16 protein-coding genes, 1 tRNA gene and 1 pseudogene are annotated in these 16823 nt (G+C 75.8%); 7 read left to right on the top strand and 11 right to left on the bottom strand.

Going from position 1 to position 16823, the window contains the following annotated elements:
* Positions 1 to 37 precede the first annotated feature (37 nt).
* Positions 38 to 1078, top strand: a complete 1041-nt coding sequence (locus ACFO3M_RS00415; RefSeq protein WP_387984890.1) for an NAD(P)-dependent alcohol dehydrogenase — start codon at positions 38 to 40, stop codon at positions 1076 to 1078.
* A 40-nt stretch (positions 1079 to 1118) separates the two neighbouring features.
* On the opposite strand, the gene helR is transcribed toward ACFO3M_RS00415, so the two are convergent.
* The 6 genes from helR to ACFO3M_RS00385 form a co-directional block, all read right to left on the bottom strand.
* Positions 1119 to 3269, bottom strand: coding sequence for an RNA polymerase recycling motor ATPase HelR (helR, locus tag ACFO3M_RS00410; RefSeq protein WP_387984887.1), 2151 nt, complete (start codon positions 3267 to 3269; stop codon positions 1119 to 1121).
* An 88-nt stretch (positions 3270 to 3357) separates the two neighbouring features.
* Positions 3358 to 4242: an ABC transporter permease gene (locus ACFO3M_RS00405; protein ID WP_387984884.1), complete on the bottom strand. Its 885-nt coding sequence runs from the start codon at positions 4240 to 4242 to the stop codon at positions 3358 to 3360.
* Positions 4242 to 5042: an ABC transporter permease gene (locus tag ACFO3M_RS00400; RefSeq protein WP_387984881.1), complete on the bottom strand. Its 801-nt coding sequence runs from the start codon at positions 5040 to 5042 to the stop codon at positions 4242 to 4244. The genes ACFO3M_RS00405 and ACFO3M_RS00400 overlap by 1 nt, the downstream gene beginning before the upstream one ends.
* Positions 5039 to 5866: an ABC transporter ATP-binding protein gene (locus tag ACFO3M_RS00395; RefSeq protein WP_387984878.1), complete on the bottom strand. Its 828-nt coding sequence runs from the start codon at positions 5864 to 5866 to the stop codon at positions 5039 to 5041. Before ACFO3M_RS00395 ends, ACFO3M_RS00400 begins: the two co-directional genes overlap by 4 nt.
* A 7-nt stretch (positions 5867 to 5873) precedes the next feature.
* On the bottom strand, positions 5874 to 6950 hold the full coding sequence (locus tag ACFO3M_RS00390) for an ABC transporter substrate-binding protein (RefSeq protein ID WP_387984875.1): 1077 nt from the start codon (positions 6948 to 6950) through the stop codon (positions 5874 to 5876).
* A gap of 136 nt (positions 6951 to 7086) precedes the next feature.
* Positions 7087 to 7317 (bottom strand): hypothetical protein, encoded by a 231-nt coding sequence (locus ACFO3M_RS00385; RefSeq protein WP_387984873.1) that lies wholly within the window; start codon positions 7315 to 7317, stop codon positions 7087 to 7089.
* A 104-nt stretch (positions 7318 to 7421) separates the two neighbouring features.
* Between ACFO3M_RS00385 and ACFO3M_RS00380 the strand changes: the two genes are divergently transcribed.
* Together ACFO3M_RS00380 and ACFO3M_RS00375 are read left to right on the top strand one after the other, a co-directional pair.
* Complete coding sequence (locus ACFO3M_RS00380; RefSeq protein ID WP_387984871.1) at positions 7422 to 7997, top strand: dihydrofolate reductase family protein; 576 nt, start codon at positions 7422 to 7424, stop codon at positions 7995 to 7997.
* 142 nt (positions 7998 to 8139) lie between these two features.
* A complete protein-coding gene (locus ACFO3M_RS00375) occupies positions 8140 to 8661 on the top strand; it encodes a hypothetical protein (protein ID WP_387984868.1) in 522 nt (173 codons plus the stop codon).
* Positions 8662 to 8870: 209 nt separating this feature from the next.
* On the opposite strand, the gene ACFO3M_RS00370 is transcribed toward ACFO3M_RS00375, so the two are convergent.
* Positions 8871 to 9110, bottom strand: coding sequence for a hypothetical protein (locus tag ACFO3M_RS00370; RefSeq protein WP_387984865.1), 240 nt, complete (start codon positions 9108 to 9110; stop codon positions 8871 to 8873).
* 190 nt (positions 9111 to 9300) lie between these two features.
* On the opposite strand from ACFO3M_RS00370, the pseudogene ACFO3M_RS00365 reads away from it, so the two are divergent.
* Positions 9301 to 9489, top strand: a pseudogene (locus ACFO3M_RS00365) (DUF4177 domain-containing protein); the annotation flags it as partial.
* A gap of 68 nt (positions 9490 to 9557) precedes the next feature.
* On the opposite strand, the gene ACFO3M_RS00360 reads toward ACFO3M_RS00365, so the two are convergent.
* Positions 9558 to 9631, bottom strand: a tRNA-Ile gene (locus ACFO3M_RS00360).
* Positions 9632 to 9982: 351 nt separating this feature from the next.
* Entirely contained in the window at positions 9983 to 10537 is a 555-nt protein-coding gene (locus tag ACFO3M_RS00355; RefSeq protein ID WP_387984863.1) for a DUF1707 SHOCT-like domain-containing protein, read from the bottom strand.
* 449 nt (positions 10538 to 10986) lie between these two features.
* Here ACFO3M_RS00355 and ACFO3M_RS00350 point away from each other — a divergent pair, with 449 nt between their 5' ends.
* A complete protein-coding gene (locus ACFO3M_RS00350) occupies positions 10987 to 12204 on the top strand; it encodes a M23 family metallopeptidase (protein WP_387984861.1) in 1218 nt (405 codons plus the stop codon).
* On the opposite strand, the gene ACFO3M_RS00345 is transcribed toward ACFO3M_RS00350, so the two are convergent.
* Positions 12201 to 13103: a maleylpyruvate isomerase N-terminal domain-containing protein gene (locus tag ACFO3M_RS00345; protein WP_387984858.1), complete on the bottom strand. Its 903-nt coding sequence runs from the start codon at positions 13101 to 13103 to the stop codon at positions 12201 to 12203. The genes ACFO3M_RS00350 and ACFO3M_RS00345 overlap by 4 nt on opposite strands.
* Before the next feature lie 83 nt (positions 13104 to 13186).
* Here ACFO3M_RS00345 and ACFO3M_RS00340 point away from each other — a divergent pair, with 83 nt between their 5' ends.
* Both ACFO3M_RS00340 and ACFO3M_RS00335 read left to right on the top strand, forming a co-directional pair.
* Entirely contained in the window at positions 13187 to 14308 is a 1122-nt protein-coding gene (locus tag ACFO3M_RS00340; RefSeq protein ID WP_387984856.1) for a GGDEF domain-containing protein, read from the top strand.
* A 355-nt stretch (positions 14309 to 14663) separates the two neighbouring features.
* Complete coding sequence (locus ACFO3M_RS00335; RefSeq protein ID WP_387984854.1) at positions 14664 to 15164, top strand: DUF3145 domain-containing protein; 501 nt, start codon at positions 14664 to 14666, stop codon at positions 15162 to 15164.
* A gap of 231 nt (positions 15165 to 15395) precedes the next feature.
* Here the strand turns inward: ACFO3M_RS00335 and ACFO3M_RS00330 are convergent, their stop codons facing one another.
* Positions 15396 to 16808 carry an acyl-CoA carboxylase subunit beta gene (locus ACFO3M_RS00330; protein ID WP_387984852.1) on the bottom strand — a complete coding sequence of 471 codons (1413 nt, stop codon included), beginning with the start codon at positions 16806 to 16808 and terminating at the stop codon, positions 15396 to 15398.
* Positions 16809 to 16823 lie beyond the last annotated feature (15 nt).

The raw sequence follows: 16823 nt of genomic DNA, 5'->3' as shown, positions 1-16823 counted from the left end.
CCGTCGACCGACGGCCCCCAGAACGGAGAGCACCCTCATGCGCGTCACCGCCTACGCCACCCCGGCCGCCGGCCGGCCCCTGGCCCCCACGACCATCGAGCGCCGCGACGTCGGCCCGGACGACGTCCTCATCGCCATCGAGTACGCCGGCATCTGCCACTCCGACATCCACACCGTCAACGGCGACTGGGGCCCGCAGCCCTTCCCCGTCGTCCCCGGCCACGAGATCGTCGGCGTCGTCGCCGAGGTCGGCGCCGACGTCACCACCCACCGGGTCGGCGACCGCGTCGGCGTCGGCTGCATGGTCGACAGCTGCGGCGAGTGCGCGAACTGCCGCAACGGCGACGAGCAGTACTGCCTGGCCGGCATGGTGCCCACCTACGCCGGCACCGACCGGGACGGCACCACCACCCAGGGCGGCTACTCCACCCACGTGGTCGTCGACGCCGGCTTCGTCCTGCGGGTGCCCGACGGCATCGACCCCGCGGCGGCCGCGCCGCTGCTGTGCGCCGGCATCACCACGTACTCGCCGCTGCGCCGCTGGGGCGCCGGGCCGGGCCGGCGGGTCGCCGTCGTCGGTCTCGGCGGGCTGGGCCACGTGGCCGTCAAGCTCGCCGCCGCGATGGGCGCCGAGGTCACGGTGCTGTCCCAGTCGCTGAAGAAGCAGGAGGACGGCCTGCGGCTCGGCGCCACCCACTACGCCGCCACCAGCGACCCGGACACGTTCGCGCGGCTGGCCGGCCGGTTCGACTTGATCGTGAACACGGTGAGCGCGCCGATCGACCTCGACGCCCACCTGTCGCTGCTGGCCGTGGACGGCGCGCTGGTCAACGTCGGGGCGCCCGCCGAGCCGCTGAGCCTGCACGCCATGTCGCTGATCGGCGGCCGGCGCACCTACGCCGGCTCGATGATCGGCGGCATCGCCGAGACCCAGGAGATGCTCGACTTCTGCGGCGAGCACGGGATCGGCGCCGAGGTCGAGGTCATCCCCGCCGAGCGGGTCAACGAGGCCTACGAGCGGGTGCTCGCCTCCGACGTCCGCTACCGGTTCGTCATCGACACCGCCACCCTCCGCTGACCCGTGGCGCGGGCCCCGTCCCGCGGGGCCCGCGCCGCCGTCAGCGGCTCGTGAGGACGACGAGCCGCTGCGTCGCCCGGGTCATCGCGACGTACCGGTCGACCGCTCCCTCGATCCCCTCGCCGAACCGGTCGGGGTCGACGAGGACGACCAGGTCGAACTCGAGCCCCTTCGCCAGCACCGGCGTCAGCGACCGCACGCGCGACGTCGCCGGGAACGCCGGGTCGCCGATGACGCACGCGACGCCCTCGGCGTGCGCGGCCAGCCAGCCGTCCACGACCGCCCGCAGGTCCGCGGCGGACCCGTGCGTGACGGGGACGCCGGTGCTGCGGACCGACGTCGGCACGTTGGCGTCCGGGACCGCGGCCCGGATGACCGGTGCGGCCTCGGCCATGACCTCCTCCGGCGTGCGGTAGTTGACGGTCAGCGAGGCCAGCCGCACGTCGGGGAGGCCGACCCGCCCGAGCCGCTCCTCCCATGACTCCGGGAACCCGTGCCGGGCCTGCGCGCGGTCCCCGACGACGGTGAGGCTGCGGGACGGGCAGCGGCGCAGCAGCACCTGCCACTCCGCGTCGGTCAGCTCCTGCGCCTCGTCGACGACGACGTGCGCGAACGGGCCGGCGAGCACGTCCGGGTCGGCCTGGGGCAGCGCGGCCTCGTCGACCAGGGCGTCGCGGAGGTCCTGGTGGCGCAGGGAGGTCATCAGCAGCAGCTCGGAGTCGTCGGCCGCGATCAGCTCGTCGACGACGCCGGCCATCCGCTCGCGCTCGGCCGCGACGACCGCGTCGTGCCGGCGCCGCCGCCGCTCCACCTCCGGGTCGCCGATCCGCTGCCGCGCCGCGTCGAGCAGCGGCAGGTCCGACACCGTCCACGCCCGCGGGTCCGCGCGCTGCAGCGCCCGGACGTCGTCGGCAGCGAGCCAGGGCGCGCACCGGCGCAGGTAGGCCGGCACCGACCACAGGTCCCCGACGACGTCGGCGGCCTCCAGCAGCGGCCAGGCGCGGTCGAACGCCGCACGCAGGTCGCCGTCCCGCCGCACCGCCCGCCGCACCTCGTCCGGCTCGGCGTCCTCGTCGTCGTGCGCGTCCACGACGATGGAGACCAGCGCCTCCCACGCCTGCCCGCGCGCCTCGTTGTGCGGTGTGCCGGGGTCGGGCGCCTCGAACGCCTCGGCCCAGTCGTCGGGGCCCAGCCACACGTCGGCCCACGGGGTCGTGACCGTCGTCCCGCGGGACGGCGGCTCCTCGTGGAAGCGCACCGCCGCCTCGACCGCCTCGGCCATCCGCGCGGACGCCTTCAGCCCGGCCACGTGCGGGTCGGCCTCGACACCGGCCGTCGCCCCCTCGGGCACCAGGTCCCGCAGCGTGCAGGTCCGCACGCCCTCCTCGCCGAGGCCGGGCAGGACGTCGGAGACGTAGGCCAGGTAGGGCTGGTGCGGGCCGACGAACAGCACGCCGCCCCGGTGGTGCCCGAGGCGCGGGTCGGAGTAGAGGAGGTAGGCGGTGCGGTGCAGGGCGACGACGGTCTTGCCCGTCCCCGGGCCGCCGTCGACGACGAGCGCGCCGCGGGAGCCCGCGCGGATGATCGCGTCCTGGTCGGCCTGGATGGTGGCGAGCACGTCCCGCATGCGGTCCGACCGGTCGCTGCCGAGGCTGGCGATGAACGCGGACTGGTCGTCGAGCGCGGCGTGCCCCCGGAGCCCGTCGGGGATGAACACCTCGTCCCAGTAGTCGGTGATCCGGCCGCGGGTCCAGCGGTACCGGCGGCGGCTGGCCAGCCCCATCGGGTCGGCGTGGGTGGCGCCGAAGAACGGCGCGGCGGCCGGGGAACGCCAGTCGACCAGCAGCCGGCGGCCCGCGCCGTCGGTGAGGCCGAGCCGCCCGACGTAGACCGGCTCGCCGCCGTCCGCGGGCACCGTGCGCCCGAGGCACAGGTCCAGGCCGAAGCGGCGCAGGGTCCGCAGCCGGGAGGTGAGCCGGTGCACCTCCAGGTCCCGGTCCAGCGCCGCCTGGCCGTGGCCGCCGGGGGACCGGCGCTCGGCGTCGAGGCGGTCGCCCAGCTCGGCGACGGTCCGCTCGAGGCTCGCCGCGACGGCGGCGAGGTGCGCGGCGTCGTCGGCGACCAGCGCCGGGTCCGCCTTGGCGGCGAGGTCGTCGGGGAGGGCGAACACGGTGGTGCTCAGGGGGGTCACGGCGGGCGAGTGTGGGCCCCGACCCGGGCCTTGCCGCAAGCCCCGGGGGGCGCTATACGTTGAGGTGGGAGGACGGACGGCCCCCGTCTCAGGTGCCCTCGCCCGGCGTCATCCCCATCCGGGCCAGCACGACCGTCTCCCCGATCTGCACGAGGTTGTAGAGCACCAGCGACACCGCGGTCACCACCACGACCGCCGACCAGACCAGCGAGAACTGCACCTGCGCGTACGCGGTCTGGATCGCCGAGCCGATGCCGTCGCCGGTGGCCAGCCACTCGACCAGCAGCGCCCCGGTGAGCGCGCCGGGCACGGAGACGCGGACGGCGGCGAAGAACGCCGGCAGCGACGCGGGCAGCGCCACCTTCCGCAGCGCGGTCAGCGGGCCGCCCCCGTACACGTGCACGACGTCGAGCACCTGCGGGGACGCCGACCGCAACCCGAAGGCGATCGTCACCAGCGCGGGGAACAGCACGACGATCCCGGCGACCACCGCGACCGTGGCGACGTCCCGGCCGAACACCAGGATGATCAGCGGCGCCATCGCGACCAGCGGCACCGAGCGCAGCAGCATCGCGATCGGCATGAGCGCGTGCTCCACGCCCCGCGACAGCCGGAACGCCGTCGCGCCCAGCAACGCCGCCGCCAGGCCGGCGACGAAGCCGATCAGGGCGTGCCCCAGGCTGGTGCCCAGCCGGTCGAGCAGCAGCGACCGGTGCTCGCCGGCGTCGTCGTCGGTGACCAGGTATGCCCACACGTCCAGCGGGCCCTTGGCGACGTAGGACGAGATGCCGAACAGCTCGATCACGCCGACCCACAGCACCCCGACGACGACCAGCGTCCCGAGGGAGGTGAGCAGCGAGCGCCCCAGCGCGCGCAGCACCGCCCGGGTGGCCTGCCGCCGGACCTCCCCGCGCCGGGCCGCGGCGTCCACCGGCGCGGCCGCCGTCCGGGGCCCGCCGGGCGTCTGCGCCATCAGGCCTGCCGTCCTCTCGACCAGGGGGTCACGAACCGGGCGACCAGCCCGAGCAGGGCGAAGCCGACGATCGCCACCGCACCGGAGGCCAGCGCGATGCCCCACACCCGCGCCGGGTTGAGGCCCTGCTGCGCGGCGGTCATCGCCGGCCCGATGCCGACGTCGACCTTGCCGAAGTACTCGCCCAGGACGGCGCCCAGGAAGCAGGCCGGCACCGCGATCTGCAGCGCGGTGAGGACGCCCGGCAGCGCGGCGACCAGCCGGACCTTGCGCAGCTGGGTGAGCGCCCCGCCGCCGTGGACGGCGACCACGTCGAGCGCGGCCCGGTCGGCGGCGCGCAGGCCGAGCAGCGTGCCGACGACGGTGGTGAAGAAGCAGCTCAGCGCCGCGAGGAAGACCGCCGTCCCGGAGGCCTCGCCGACGTCCGGGGCGCCGGTGATGATCAGCACCAGCGGGCCGACGGCGACGATCGGCACGCAGTAGGTGATGGTCGCCAGCTGCGTGACGACGCCCTCGGTCCGCGGCACCACCAGGACGACGGCGGCCAGCAGCAGTGCGAGCCCGTTGCCCCACAGGAAGCCCCGCGCGCCCTCCTCCAGCGTCACGCCGAGGTTGCGGCCGTAGAACGCCCAGCCGTCGGCGGCCCACTGGGCCACCACGTCGGGCGGGGTGGGGACCGCGTCGACCGAGCCGGCGCCGACGTCGGACAGCACCGTGACGGCGGCCAGCCACCACAGCGCGACGACCAGTGCCGACCCGAGCGCGCCGACCGCCCAGGACGGCAGCCGGACGCCGCTCACCCGCCGTCCCCGTCCGTCCCCGCGCCGGTGCCGAACAGCAGCTCCGACGCCCGGTCGACGTAGGCGTGGAACTCCGGCGTCCGCTGCATCTCCGGCGTCCGCGGGCGGGGGAGGTCGACGTCGATGACCTCCCGCACGCGGCCCGGCCGCGGGCTCATGACCGCCACCTGGTCGGAGAGGAACACCGCCTCGGTGATGCCGTGGGTGACCATGAGGGTGGTCGCCGGCTTCTCGGTCCAGATCCGCAGCAGCTCGAGGTTGAGCCGCTGGCGGGTCATGTCGTCCAGGGCGCCGAACGGCTCGTCGAGCAGCAGCACCGACGGTCTGAGGACCAGCGCCCGCGCGATCGACACGCGCTGGCGCATGCCGCCGGACAGCTGCGCCGGCCTGGCCTTCTCGAAGCCCTCGAGCCCGACGAGCGCGACCAGCTCGCGCACGTACGCGTCGTCGACCCGCACCCCGGCCACCTCGAAGGGCAGCCGGATGTTGGACAGCACGCTGCGCCAGGGCAGCAGTGCGGCGTCCTGGAAGGCGATGCCGAGCTCGTGCCCGCGGCGCAGCTCCTGCGGGCTCTTCCCGTCGACCCGGATCGAGCCGCCGGTCGGCTGCTCCAGCCCGGCCAGCACCCGCAGGATCGTGGACTTGCCGCAGCCCGACGGGCCGAGCAGGGAGAGGAAGCTGCCGCGGTCGGTGTGCAGGTCCACCGCGGACAGCGCCTCGACCCGGCGGGTGCCCATCGAGAAGGTCTTGGACAGGCCGGTGATCTGCACGCCGGTGCCCAGGGCGGCGCCCCGGGCACCGGACGTGGTGGTCGTCTCGGTCACCGGGTCATCAGGGCCGGTAGTCCCTGAGCTCCGGGTTCTCCTCGTAGACCTCCTCGAGGAGGGACAGGTCGAACAGCTCGTCGGCCTCGATCTCGACGCCGGCGCCGGCCAGGGACTCGACGGTCTCCTGCTGCAGCTCGTCGGTGATCGTGAACAGGCCCTCGGCCTCGGTGTCCTCGGTGGTGATCAGCTCGTCGTTGGCGGTGTGCGCCGACTGCACCTCGTTCTCCCGGACCAGGCCGAGGTCGGCGCCGTAGCTCTCCAGGCAGACGTCGACGGCGGCCTCGGGGTCGGCCAGGACGTCGGTCCAGCCCTGGATCTCGGCGACGAGGAACGCCTTGAGCCTCTCCCGGTCCTCCGCGATCGACTGCTCCGTGGCGGTGAACGTCTCGGCGACGAAGGGCAGCCCGTTGTCGGCGAAGGGCAGGTTGGTGACGGCCAGGCCCTGGCTCGCCACGGTGATCGACTCGTTGGTCAGGTAGGCGACGAAGCCGTCGACCTCGCCGTTGACCAGCACGGAGGGGTCGTACTGCACCGGGACGACGGTGACCTGGCCCGGGTCGATGCCGTTGGCGGCCAGCAGCGCCTGGAAGAGGCTGGTGTTGGAGTCCTGGACGCCGATCCGCTTGCCGACCATGTCCTGCGGCGTCGCGATGTCCCCGCCGTCGGCCAGCGACAGGATCGTGAACGGGTTCTTCTGGTACGTCGTCCCGATGATCCGGACCGGGGCGTCCTCGTTGGCGACGGCGGTGCCGACCGAGACGGCGTCGCTGAGCGCGACGTCGACCGAGCCCTGCACCAGCTCGGCGACGCCGGTCGAGGGGCCGGCGACGAGGTTGACCGAGGAGAAGCCGGCGTCGGCGTAGTAGCCGTTGGTGTCGGCCACGTACTCGCCGAGGAACTCGGCGTTCTTGATCCAGGACAGCTGGACGGACAGCTCGCCGAAGCCGTCCTCGCCGGATCCCCCCGGTCCGCCGGGGTCGTCGGACCCGCCGCAGGCGCCCAGGGCCAGGGCCAGGCCCACGGCGGAGGTCGCCGCGGCGGCCCGCCGGAGAGGGGAGCGGGTGGGGGACGGGAAGGTCATCGGGGTCCTCGCTCGGGTCGGCTGCGCGGTCGGCGGCGCCCGACACTCGCCGACGTTCGTTTCCGCCCGACGCGCGTCGTGTCACCGCCGGGTTACCGCCGGTCCCGCGCCCGTGAGGAACCCCACGCCGCTCCCGTCAGCCGGCGGATCCCGTCGTCATCCGGTCCAGCACCTCCAGCCACGCCCGACGGACGTGCACGGGCTGGTCGTCGACCAGGGAGCCCAGGTGGGCGGGGTCGAGCCGGCCGGGGTCGACGACGGTGCCGAAGGCGAGGCGGAAGACGAGGTCGCTGACCTGGTCGCCCGCCAGGCCCGCGTCGGTCAACGGCTGCAGGACCCACCGCGGGTCCGCCGGCATCGTGCTCACGGACGATCTTCGTGCGCGGGCCGCCTCCCGGATGCACCCGGCGACGAGTCCCCGTCCTCCGGCCGGTCACCACCGTGCACGCTGCGGACGGGGAGGAGAGCCCGATGTCCGACCTGGTGGTGGACTTCATCGTCTCGCTCGACGGCTACGGGGCCGCGGGGGGCTGGCCCGGCTACTGGGGCATGGAGGGGCCCGAGTACCTCGGCTGGCTGGGGCAGGACGGCGCCCTGGAGCAGACCGTCCTCATGGGGGCGACGACGTACCGGCTGATGTCCGGCTTCGCCGCCGAGATCCCCGACGACCCCGGTCTCGCCGGCCTGACGGCGATGTCGAAGGTGGTCTTCTCCTCGACCCTGCGCGCGCCGCTGTCGTGGGCGAACACCGAGCTGGTCGACGGCGACGCCGTGGCCGCCGTGCGGGCGATGAAGGAGCGCGGCACGCGACCGCTGCGCACGGTGGGCAGCGTCAGCCTGTGCCGGTCGCTGCTCGCCGCCGGCCTGGTGGACCGCTACCGCGTCGTCGTCTTCCCGGTCATCACCGGCGCCACCGGGACCGACCGCGTCTACGACGGCTATCCCGACGTCGCTCTCGACCTGGTCGACAGCCGCCTGTTCGACGGCCGGCTCCAGCTGCTGGAGTACGTCCCCACGGTGCTCGCCGGTCCGCCCGGGGCGACCTGAGGGAGCCGCGGACCCTCCGGCGGGGACCTTCGTGTCTTCTCCGGGGAACGGCGCGGTCCTAGCGTCGGGGCGAGCTGACCCCGGTGTCCGGTCAGACGCGGCCGGTGTCCCCGCATCCCCGCTCACCCCGGAGGTGGACGCCATGCGCACCCCGAAGAAGCGCACCAGCCTCGCCCTCGCCGGTTCCGCCGCCCTCGTCGCGGGGGTGGTCGTGTGGCCGGCGGGCGCGGCGGCCGCCCCGGAGGGCGAGGTCCTCGAGGGGACCTTCGAGACCGACCGGGTGGAGGAGGTCTTCCTCGACCACGACGCCAACGGCGTGCCCTCGCTCGGGGACGAGCTCGTCTACACCAACACCAGCACGGGCGGCCTCGGGGACGCCACCGACCGGGGCCACTGCGTGTTCCACCAGGTGGACCTCGCCGCCGACAGCACGGTGCTGCACTGCACCGCGACCAACGTCGGGCCGCGCGGCTCGCTCACCGTGCAGGGCGTGAGCCGCACCGGCATCACGGCCCCGGTGCTGCGGGAGCCGAGCAGCTGGGCCGTGACCGGCGGCACCGGCGAGTTCGCCTCCGCGTCGGGGGAGATCCACATCGAGGAGTTCGAGGGCGCCGGGCTGGACTTCCGCTCCCGCGGGACGTTCCGGATCGTCCTCGGCGGCTGAGGGGCGTCCCGTGCCGGTCGCCGTCCCGGGCGACCGGCACTGCGCTCTCGTGCGGCCGCGCGCGACACGCCGCGTCGACCATCCCGGCCCGGCGGCCGGCGCCGGGCCGACCGTGTCCTCGCGGGGACCGCCGGTGTGTCCGCCCGTGACACCACGGGCCCCGGGGAGACCGGTGCCGCGTCTCCCCGGGGCCCGTCCGACCGGTCGGCTCAGCCGCCGAGCCGGGACCTGAGCAGCTGCTTGCCCCGTTCAGCGCCCTTGCGGCTGTCCGCCTGGGCCTTGCGGAAGAGCTCGGCGAGTTCGCCGTCGCCGTCGCGGTCGGCGTCCTGGATGTAGGTCTCCAGCCGCAGCGCGTTGCTCAGGCACTGCTCGGTGAACCAGATGAGGTTGTAGTCCTTGTCCTGGGTGCCGGTGACCTGCCCGGCCTCCTGGCCGCTGGTGGTGGTCATGGCTCGCTCCCTCCACTCGGGTGAGGGGTTCGGTCTACTCGCCGGCGACCGCGTGCGTCCACCACTACCTGCCTGGTGGTCCTCCGTGCCCGTACCCGGGCCGAGCGGTGCCGGACGCGTCGGCCGACGTGGACGCTCGGGCGTCCGGCCGACGGACTGACCCGTCGAGCACCGACGAGGGGAGCGGGCGGTGGCCGGACGCCACGAGTACGAGGTCGAGGAGCTCCGCGAGGGCGTGATCGGCGGCAAGACGTCCGGCGACGAGCTCGAGAGGCTGCTCGACGAGCACGCCCGCGAGGGCTGGCAGCTCAAGGCGATCACGTCCGTCGACGTGAAGGGCCGCATCGGGCCGGGCAGCGTGGAGGGCAGCCTGGTGACCTTCGAGCGCCCCGTCGCCCGAGCACGCCCGGGACCGGCGACCGCTGCGCCGACCCACGCTCTCGTGTGTGGGGCGGGTGGGGCTCGAACCCACGACCCAGGGATTATGAGTCCCATGCTCTGACCGGCTGAGCTACCGCCCCGGAACGACGCTCCCAGCCTGCCAGACGCCGGACCGGCGCTCAGCGGACCCACAGGCGCCGCGCCGCCGGGTCCCAGCGCCGGTCGCCGCCGCGCCGGGCCCTGCCCCCGGAGGTCCGGCGACGGGCCGCGGTCGGTGCGGCCGCCGCCGCGCTGCTGGGAATCAGTGGCGTCGGCGGCTACGCCCTCGGCTCGGCCGCCGCGGGGGAGGGCACCGCGGCGACGACGTCGGTGGTCCGGCCCGGCACCACCGACGGCACCCGGGGCGGCGTCCCCGGCCCCCCGCCCGGCCTCGACGAGGGCACCACCGGCGACAGCCCTGACCCCGTGCGCGGGCGGACCCGGCCGGGGACTCAGCCCCGGCCGGGTCCGTCGCCGAAGCCGTCGAAGCCGTCGAAGCCGCCGGGCCCGCCGCGGAACCCGTCCGGGCCGGCGTCGAACCCCTCGGCCAGCCCGTGCAGCACCAGCGAGCCGAACGCCACGAGCACCAGCAGGGTGACCAGGCCGACCAGTGCGATGCGCACCGCCGCGGGACGGCCGGCGCGCGCCCCGGCGACGGTGGTCCGCAGCTGCTCCCAGGCCATGAGCCCCAGCGGCCGCCAGCCCGGCGCGGTGACCTGCGGCGGGGCCGCCACCGGCGGGAGGTCGGCGGTCAGCGGCGCGAGGTCGCGCAGGTGGACGGCGGCCCAGGCGGCCGCCATCCGGTCCCCGCCCTCGTCGGGCGTGAGCGCCCCGCGGGCGACGCCGTCCTGCAGCCGGTGCACCGTCGCGAGCCGGTCGGCGTCGGTCGCGCGCACCGGCGGTGCCGGCGGCACGGCGCCCGGTCGCACCGTGCCGTCGGCGGCGGCCGCGTACCGCGTCCGGCCGCCGAACGGCGTCGTCGGTCCTGGGATCGGGGTCCCGTCCATGTCGTTCCTCCCCACGAGAGCCGGTCCGGCCGGCCAGCGTGCCCGCGGTTCCTGTGACGGACCTGTGAGCCCGGCCACCGCGGGACATGCCTCGAAGGCGGGAGTGGCACTGCGTGTCAGACCGGCCACGAACCGTGAGACCCGCAGGTCGTCGCAGTGCCGGAACGGTTGAGCGCGCAAGCGGACACGCCGGGGCCGTTATGTCCCCGTGACCTCACCCGTCCCATCCGTAGTACCTTCGCCCGCGGTCCTGCCGGGCCGCTGCGCCTCGGGACGACGAGGACCCCGGCCGGACTCCGCCTGACCGTCCCGGCACGCGCCGGGAGCGGGGACCGCACGGAGGTCCCCGGCTCGGTCGCGCCCGCGGACGCCGGACGCGGGCAGGCCGCCCGTCCCGCCGGACGGGCGCCGATCCGGCAGGCGGCCGCGAGAAAGGGAGATCCGCCCTCTTGGCGACCGCGCACCACCGGACCGCCCGCTCCACCTCCCGCCGGCTCCGCCGCGCCGTGCTCGCCGCCGGCGCCGCCGCGCTCCTGATGGCGGCGCCCGTCCCGGCGATGGCGGACCCCGACGACGACGTCGCCGCGGCCGAGGCCGCCGAGGCCGCCCTCGTCGCCGAGGTGAGCCGGATCCAGGGGGCGGTCACCGCCGCCGAGGAGCAGCTCCAGCGGATGACCGTCGAGGCGGAGGCCGCCGCGGACGCCGCACTGGTCGCCCAGGCCGAGCTCGCCGCCGCGCAGGAGGCCGCCGCCGTGGCCGCGGCCGAGCTGCAGGCCGCGCGCGACGCCGTCGCGCAGGCGCAGGACGAGGTCGTCGAGCTCGGCCGCGAGGCCTACATGGGCAGCGGGGGAGACCTGGGCGGCACCGCCTCGGTGCTGCTGGACAGCCAGGGCCCCCGCGAGGTCCTCGAGCGCGCCGCCACCCTCGACCTGCTCGGCGCCCAGCGCGCCGAGACCCTCGAGCAGTACGAGCTGCTGGAGACCCAGGAGGAGGAGGCCGACGCCGCCGCCCGCGCCGCGGTCCAGGAGCGCGACGCGGCCGCCGCGGCCGCCGCGCAGGCCCAGGCCGCCGCCGACGCACGGCTGGCCCAGGCGCAGGGCGACTACGACGCCCTGGCCGGTGAGAAGGCCCGCCTGGACGAGCAGTTGCGCGCGGCCGAGGTCGAGCTGCTGCGGCTGCGCGGCGTCGCCGAGGCCGAGGCCGCCTGGGAGGCCCAGCAGGCCGCCGAGCAGCGGGCCGCGGTCGACGTCCAGTCCAGTGCCGGTGGCGGCATCGCCCCGACCACCGGCCGCGTGACCTCCTGCTACGGCCCGCGCTGGGGGACCATGCACCAGGGCGTGGACATCGCCGCCCCGATCGGCACCCCGGTCCTCGCCCCGGAGGGCGGCGTGGTCCTGCAGGCGGGCCCGGCCAGCGGCTTCGGCCAGGCCGTCTACGTCCAGCACGACGACGGCTCGATCACCCTCTACGGCCACGTCAACCGGTTCTTCGTCTCGGCCGGCCAGGTCGTGGGCGCCGGCCAGCAGATCGCCGAGGTCGGCAACAAGGGCCAGTCCACCGGGCCGCACCTGCACTTCGAGGTGCACGAGGGCGGGCTCTACGCCAGCCGGGTCGACCCGATGCCGTGGCTGCAGGCGCACGGCATCTCGCTGGGCGGCGCCTGCTAGCGGCGTCCGCGGAACCGGCCGAGCAGGTCGCCGGCGCCCCCGACGGTCCGCGCGGCCAGCGCCAGGATCGGCCCGCCGGGGATGCCCGGCGCCGACTCGACGATCGGGGCCAGCCGCATCAGCTCCGGCAGGTCCCGCACCCGCAGCCGGCGCCGCACCAGCGCCGCGGCCGGGTTGGTCCGCCCCGACGCCGCCTCCAGCAGGACGTCGGCCGCGGCCTCGACGACGGCGCCGCGGGGCCGCGTGCCGCCCACCGGCCGCACCGTCCAGCCCGGCGGGTCGGCCGCGAAGACCCACCCGCCGCCGGGGGTCACCAGGGCGGCGCCGCCGGCGATGCCCGAGGAGGCGGCCAGCGCGCCGGTGACGTCGGCCAGCGCGGCCAGCCCGGCGTCCAGGACCCGTGCCGGGACCGGGGGAGCGCCCAGCGGTACCAGGTCCAGGCCGTGCACGGCGAGCTCGTAGGCCTGACCGAGGACCACCGACAGCATCGGCAGCCGCCCGACCGTGGAGACCGCGGGCGCGGCGTCCAGCTCGACGGGCTCCTCGGTCAGGTAGCGCTCGGTCGCCTCCCGGTTGCGGCGCAGCGCGGCGAGGACCTCCTCCCGCGAGGCGTCGCGGTGGGTGGCGGTCACCCGGGCGTTGGTCGCGTCGACGTCGGCCGGCGTCCCGGCGCCGCCGGCCTGGGCGGAGGCCACCAGGTCGGCCAGGGCGGCGTGGTCGGGCCAGCAGCCCAGGTGCACGCACACCTCGTGCGCCCGCCAGCCCGGGAGCCGCGTCGGCCGGTCCAGGTCCACCGCGGCCGCCTGCTCGAGGAAGGCGTCCCAGGCGCCGAGCACCATCGGCCCCACCACGTCCCGGCCGGCATCGGCCATCCCGCGCGTCCCGTCGTCCCGTCCCATGCCCCGGCCCCTACCCACCCCGTCGGGGGAGTGGCACGTGCGTCCGAGTGGAGAACGGAACGAGATCGGCCGAGAACCCCAGCGTGGACGGGGCAGGGGTGCGGCGTGCCGAGGCGGGGACCCCGCGCCGGCCGCGGCGTGCCGCGCCCGCCTGGCTCGGCGTCGGCCTCTACCGGCCGTTGGCCGAGGACGACGAGCGCGCCCGCTTCTGGGTCCGGCACGTGCACACCGGCGTGCTGCTCAGCGAGATCGCCGGCTGGGCCTGCCTGGTCTACACCCTGACGACCCCGACCCCCGGTCACCGGCACCCCGTCCTCCTGGCGCTGGCCGGCTCGGTCGTCGTCCTGACGCCCCTGCTGCTCCTCCTGCCGCTGCACCGGATCGTCCGCGACCTGCGCGGCCCGCTGCTGTTCTCCGTCTGGACGGCCGCCGTGACGGCCATCGTCGCCACCGCTGCGCGGCTCGACGGCGGCACCGACAGCCCGCTGTCGGTGATCTTCTTCCTGGTCCTCGTCTATATGGCGGTGGCCTACCCGCCGGCCGGCGTGGTGCTCACCGGCACGCTCATGACCACCGCGTACGCGACCCTGGTCGCCGGCCCGCCGGATGCGCACTCGCTGCTGGTGGCCACCGTGCTCGGCACGGTCACGCTGATCTGCACGCTGTCCTCGGCCAACCAGTGGGCCGCCCACGACCGGCAGGTGCTGCTGCTGCGCACCCAGGAGGCGCTGGCCACCACCGACCCGCTCACCGGCGTGCCCAACCGCCGGGTCTTCCTCGACCGCGTCGGCCGGGCCGTGCGCCTCGCCGGCCGGGGCGAGCGGGCGGTGGTCTGCATCGTCGACCTGGACGGTTTCAAGGCGGTCAACGACCGGCGGGGCCACGCCGCCGGCGACGAGGTCCTCCGCTCGGTCGCCGCCGCGCTGGGCCGGGTGGTCCGCGAGACCGACACCGTCGCCCGGCTCGGTGGTGACGAGTTCGCCGTCCTCGCCGGGTCCCTGCTGCCCGCCGACGACGTCCTGCTGGCCGACCGCCTGCGCGCCGCCGTCGCGGAGGTCGGGACCGGCTGCGGGGTGACCGCCAGCGTGGGCTGTGCCCCCGTGCACCCCGACGACGACGTCGCGGGCGTGCTGCACCGCGCCGACGAGGCGATGTACCGGGCCAAGGCGGCCGGCGGGGACCGGGTCGCCGATCTCGCAGGGTGACCGACACTCCCGCAGGCCGCTCACCGAGCGTCACCGGCGGTCGACGGAGTTCCGTATGCGACACGGGCTCCCGCAACGGCCCGTGACGGGAGCCACGGTGTAGCGTCGAGGCGGTCCGACCCCGGGTTGGACTCTGCGCCGGTGGTCGTGGTATGGCGCTGACCAGCACTTCCGTGACGCGCGTGGCGGGTGTGGTCACATCCGGAACAGTCGCTGCATCCGCACTGGCGCGACCGGCACCTCATCGTGCACACTGTCACCGGGAGCCCTGGTCCGCCGCCGTTGACCACAGCCTGTCACCGAATCGATCGTCCGTTGGGGAAGACGAGACCGATCGAGTCGATGGAGGTGCCTCGTGCAGCGACGGTCTACCCAGGGTGTCGTCTTCGTGCACTCCTGCCCGAAGGCGCTCTGCCAGCACGTCGAGTGGGCGCTCGAACGCGTCATCGGCGCGCCGGTCTCCCTGTCGTGGGCCGACCAGCCCGCGGCGCACGGTGCCTACCGTGCCGAGGTCGCCTGGACCGGGGTCCCCGGCACGGGCGCCAAGCTGGTCGCCGCGCTGCGCGCGTGGCCGATGCTGCGCTTCGAGGTGACCGAAGAGGCCAGCCACGGCAACGACGGCGAGCGCATGTCCTACGTGCCCGGGCACGGCGTCTTCCGGGCGCCCACGAGCGCCAACGGCGACATCGTCGTGACCGAGCAGCAGCTGCGGACGCTCGCGGCGACCGCCACGTCGGTGGAGGCGTTCCGCCACGGCGTCGACCAGCTCCTCGGCGCGGCCTGGGACGCCGACCTCGAGGTGTACCGCTACGCCGGCGACGGCAGCCAGACCACCTGGCTGCACCAGGTCGTCTGAGCGTCCGGAGCGGAGTCGCAGGTCACGATCAGGGCACACGACGTGAGGCACCCCGCCCCCTCGTCGTAGGCTGCACACCAGGTCGTCCGGACGCCGTCGGGGAAGCGGCGTCCGGGCGACCTCCACACGAGAGGCCCGCCACCGCTGCAGCGGTGGCGGGCCTCTCGGCGTCCGGACGGGAACTCGTCCGGTGGGCGGTCGGCCCCGCTGCGCGGGGCAGCGGGGACCTCCTCAGAGCGGGATGTTGCCGTGGGCGCCGCGGCCGGCCGGGGCCGAGGCGAGGGCCTCGACCAGCCGGCGGCGGGTGCGGGAGGGCTCCACCACCTCGTCGACGACGCCGATCTCCAGCGCCCGGTTCACCCCGCCGGCGATCCGCTCGTGCTCGGCGGCCAGCTGCGCGTGCAGCGCCTCGCGCTCGGCCGGCGGCACCGCGGCCAGCTTCTTGCGGTGCAGGATGCCGACGGCGGCCTTGGCGCCCATGACCGCGACCTCGGCGCCGGGCCAGGCGAAGACGGCGGTGGCGCCGAGCGAGCGCGAGTTCATCGCGATGTAGGCCCCGCCGTAGGACTTGCGGGTCACCAGCGTCACCCGCGGCACGACCGCCTCGGCGAAGGCGTGCAGCAGCTTCGCGCCGCGCCGCACCACGCCGTCCCACTCCTGGCCCACGCCGGGCAGGTAGCCGGGGACGTCGACCAGCACCACCAGCGGCACCCCGAAGGCGTCGCACATCCGCACGAAGCGGGCGGCCTTCTCCGCCGACGCGGAGTCCAGGCAGCCGCCCAGGCGCAGCGGGTTGTTGGCGATCACGCCGACCGTCCGACCGCCCAGCCGGCCGAGCGTGGTGACCACGTTCGGCGCCCAGCGCGGGTGCAGCTCCAGCCCGGGCCCGTCGAGCACGGCGGCCACGAGAGGCTTGACGTCGTAGGCCCGCTGCGGCTGCTCGGGCAGCAGGGAGCGCAGGTCGACGTCGGGGGCCTCCGACGCCGGCGCGAAGGAGCCCTGCGCGGCGAACAGGTCCACCGCCTGCCGGGCGGTCTCCAGGGCCGCCGCCTCGGACTCGGTGACCACGTGCACGACGCCGCTGCGCCGGCCGTGGGTGTCCGGGCCGCCGAGGCGCTCCATGTCGACGTCCTCGCCGGTGACCGAGCGGACCACGTCGGGGCCGGTGACGAACACCCGCCCGGCCGGCCCCATGATCACCAGGTCGGTGAGAGCCGGCCCGTACGCGGCGCCGCCGGCAGCCGGGCCGAGGACGACCGAAACCTGGGGCACCCGGCCCGAGGCGCGCACCATCGCGGCGAACACCTCGCCGACGGCGTGCAGCGCGGTCACGCCCTCGGCCAGGCGGGCGCCGCCGGAGTGCCAGATGCCGACCACCGGCACGCGCTCGCGCAGCGCGGTGTCGATGGCGTCGACGATGTGCCGGCAGCCGTCGATCCCCATCGCGCCGCCCATCACCGTGGCGTCGGTGCAGAAGGCGACGGCGGGGCTGCCGGCCACCGTCCCGCGCGCGGCCATGACGCCCGAGGTGTCGCGGGGGGCGAGCAGGGCCACCGACCCGGCGTCGAAGAAGCGGGCGAGGCGGTCCTCGGGGTCGCGCGGGTCGGGGCTGGGCAGCGTCGGGACGGCGTGGACGGTGGTCACCGGACCTCCAGGGGC

The organism is Geodermatophilus arenarius (genome assembly GCF_042654585.1).
GTDB classification, from domain to species: domain Bacteria; phylum Actinomycetota; class Actinomycetes; order Mycobacteriales; family Geodermatophilaceae; genus Geodermatophilus; species Geodermatophilus arenarius.
This window is presented reverse-complemented; position numbering and strand designations above follow the sequence as displayed.

Excerpts from the sequence above, each read along its gene's own strand:
- ACFO3M_RS00415 (WP_387984890.1), top strand. The coding sequence starts at position 38 with ATGCGCGTCACCGCCTACGCCACCCCGGCCGCCGGCCGGCCCCTGGCC.
- ACFO3M_RS00405 (WP_387984884.1), bottom strand. The coding sequence starts at position 4,242 with ATGGCGCAGACGCCCGGCGGGCCCCGGACGGCGGCCGCGCCGGTGGAC.
- ACFO3M_RS00390 (WP_387984875.1), bottom strand. The coding sequence starts at position 6,950 with ATGACCTTCCCGTCCCCCACCCGCTCCCCTCTCCGGCGGGCCGCCGCG.
- ACFO3M_RS00380 (WP_387984871.1), top strand. The coding sequence starts at position 7,422 with ATGTCCGACCTGGTGGTGGACTTCATCGTCTCGCTCGACGGCTACGGG.
- ACFO3M_RS00375 (WP_387984868.1), top strand. The coding sequence starts at position 8,140 with ATGCGCACCCCGAAGAAGCGCACCAGCCTCGCCCTCGCCGGTTCCGCC.
- ACFO3M_RS00370 (WP_387984865.1), bottom strand. The coding sequence starts at position 9,110 with ATGACCACCACCAGCGGCCAGGAGGCCGGGCAGGTCACCGGCACCCAG.
- ACFO3M_RS00355 (WP_387984863.1), bottom strand. The coding sequence starts at position 10,537 with ATGGACGGGACCCCGATCCCAGGACCGACGACGCCGTTCGGCGGCCGG.
- ACFO3M_RS00345 (WP_387984858.1), bottom strand. The coding sequence starts at position 13,103 with ATGGGACGGGACGACGGGACGCGCGGGATGGCCGATGCCGGCCGGGAC.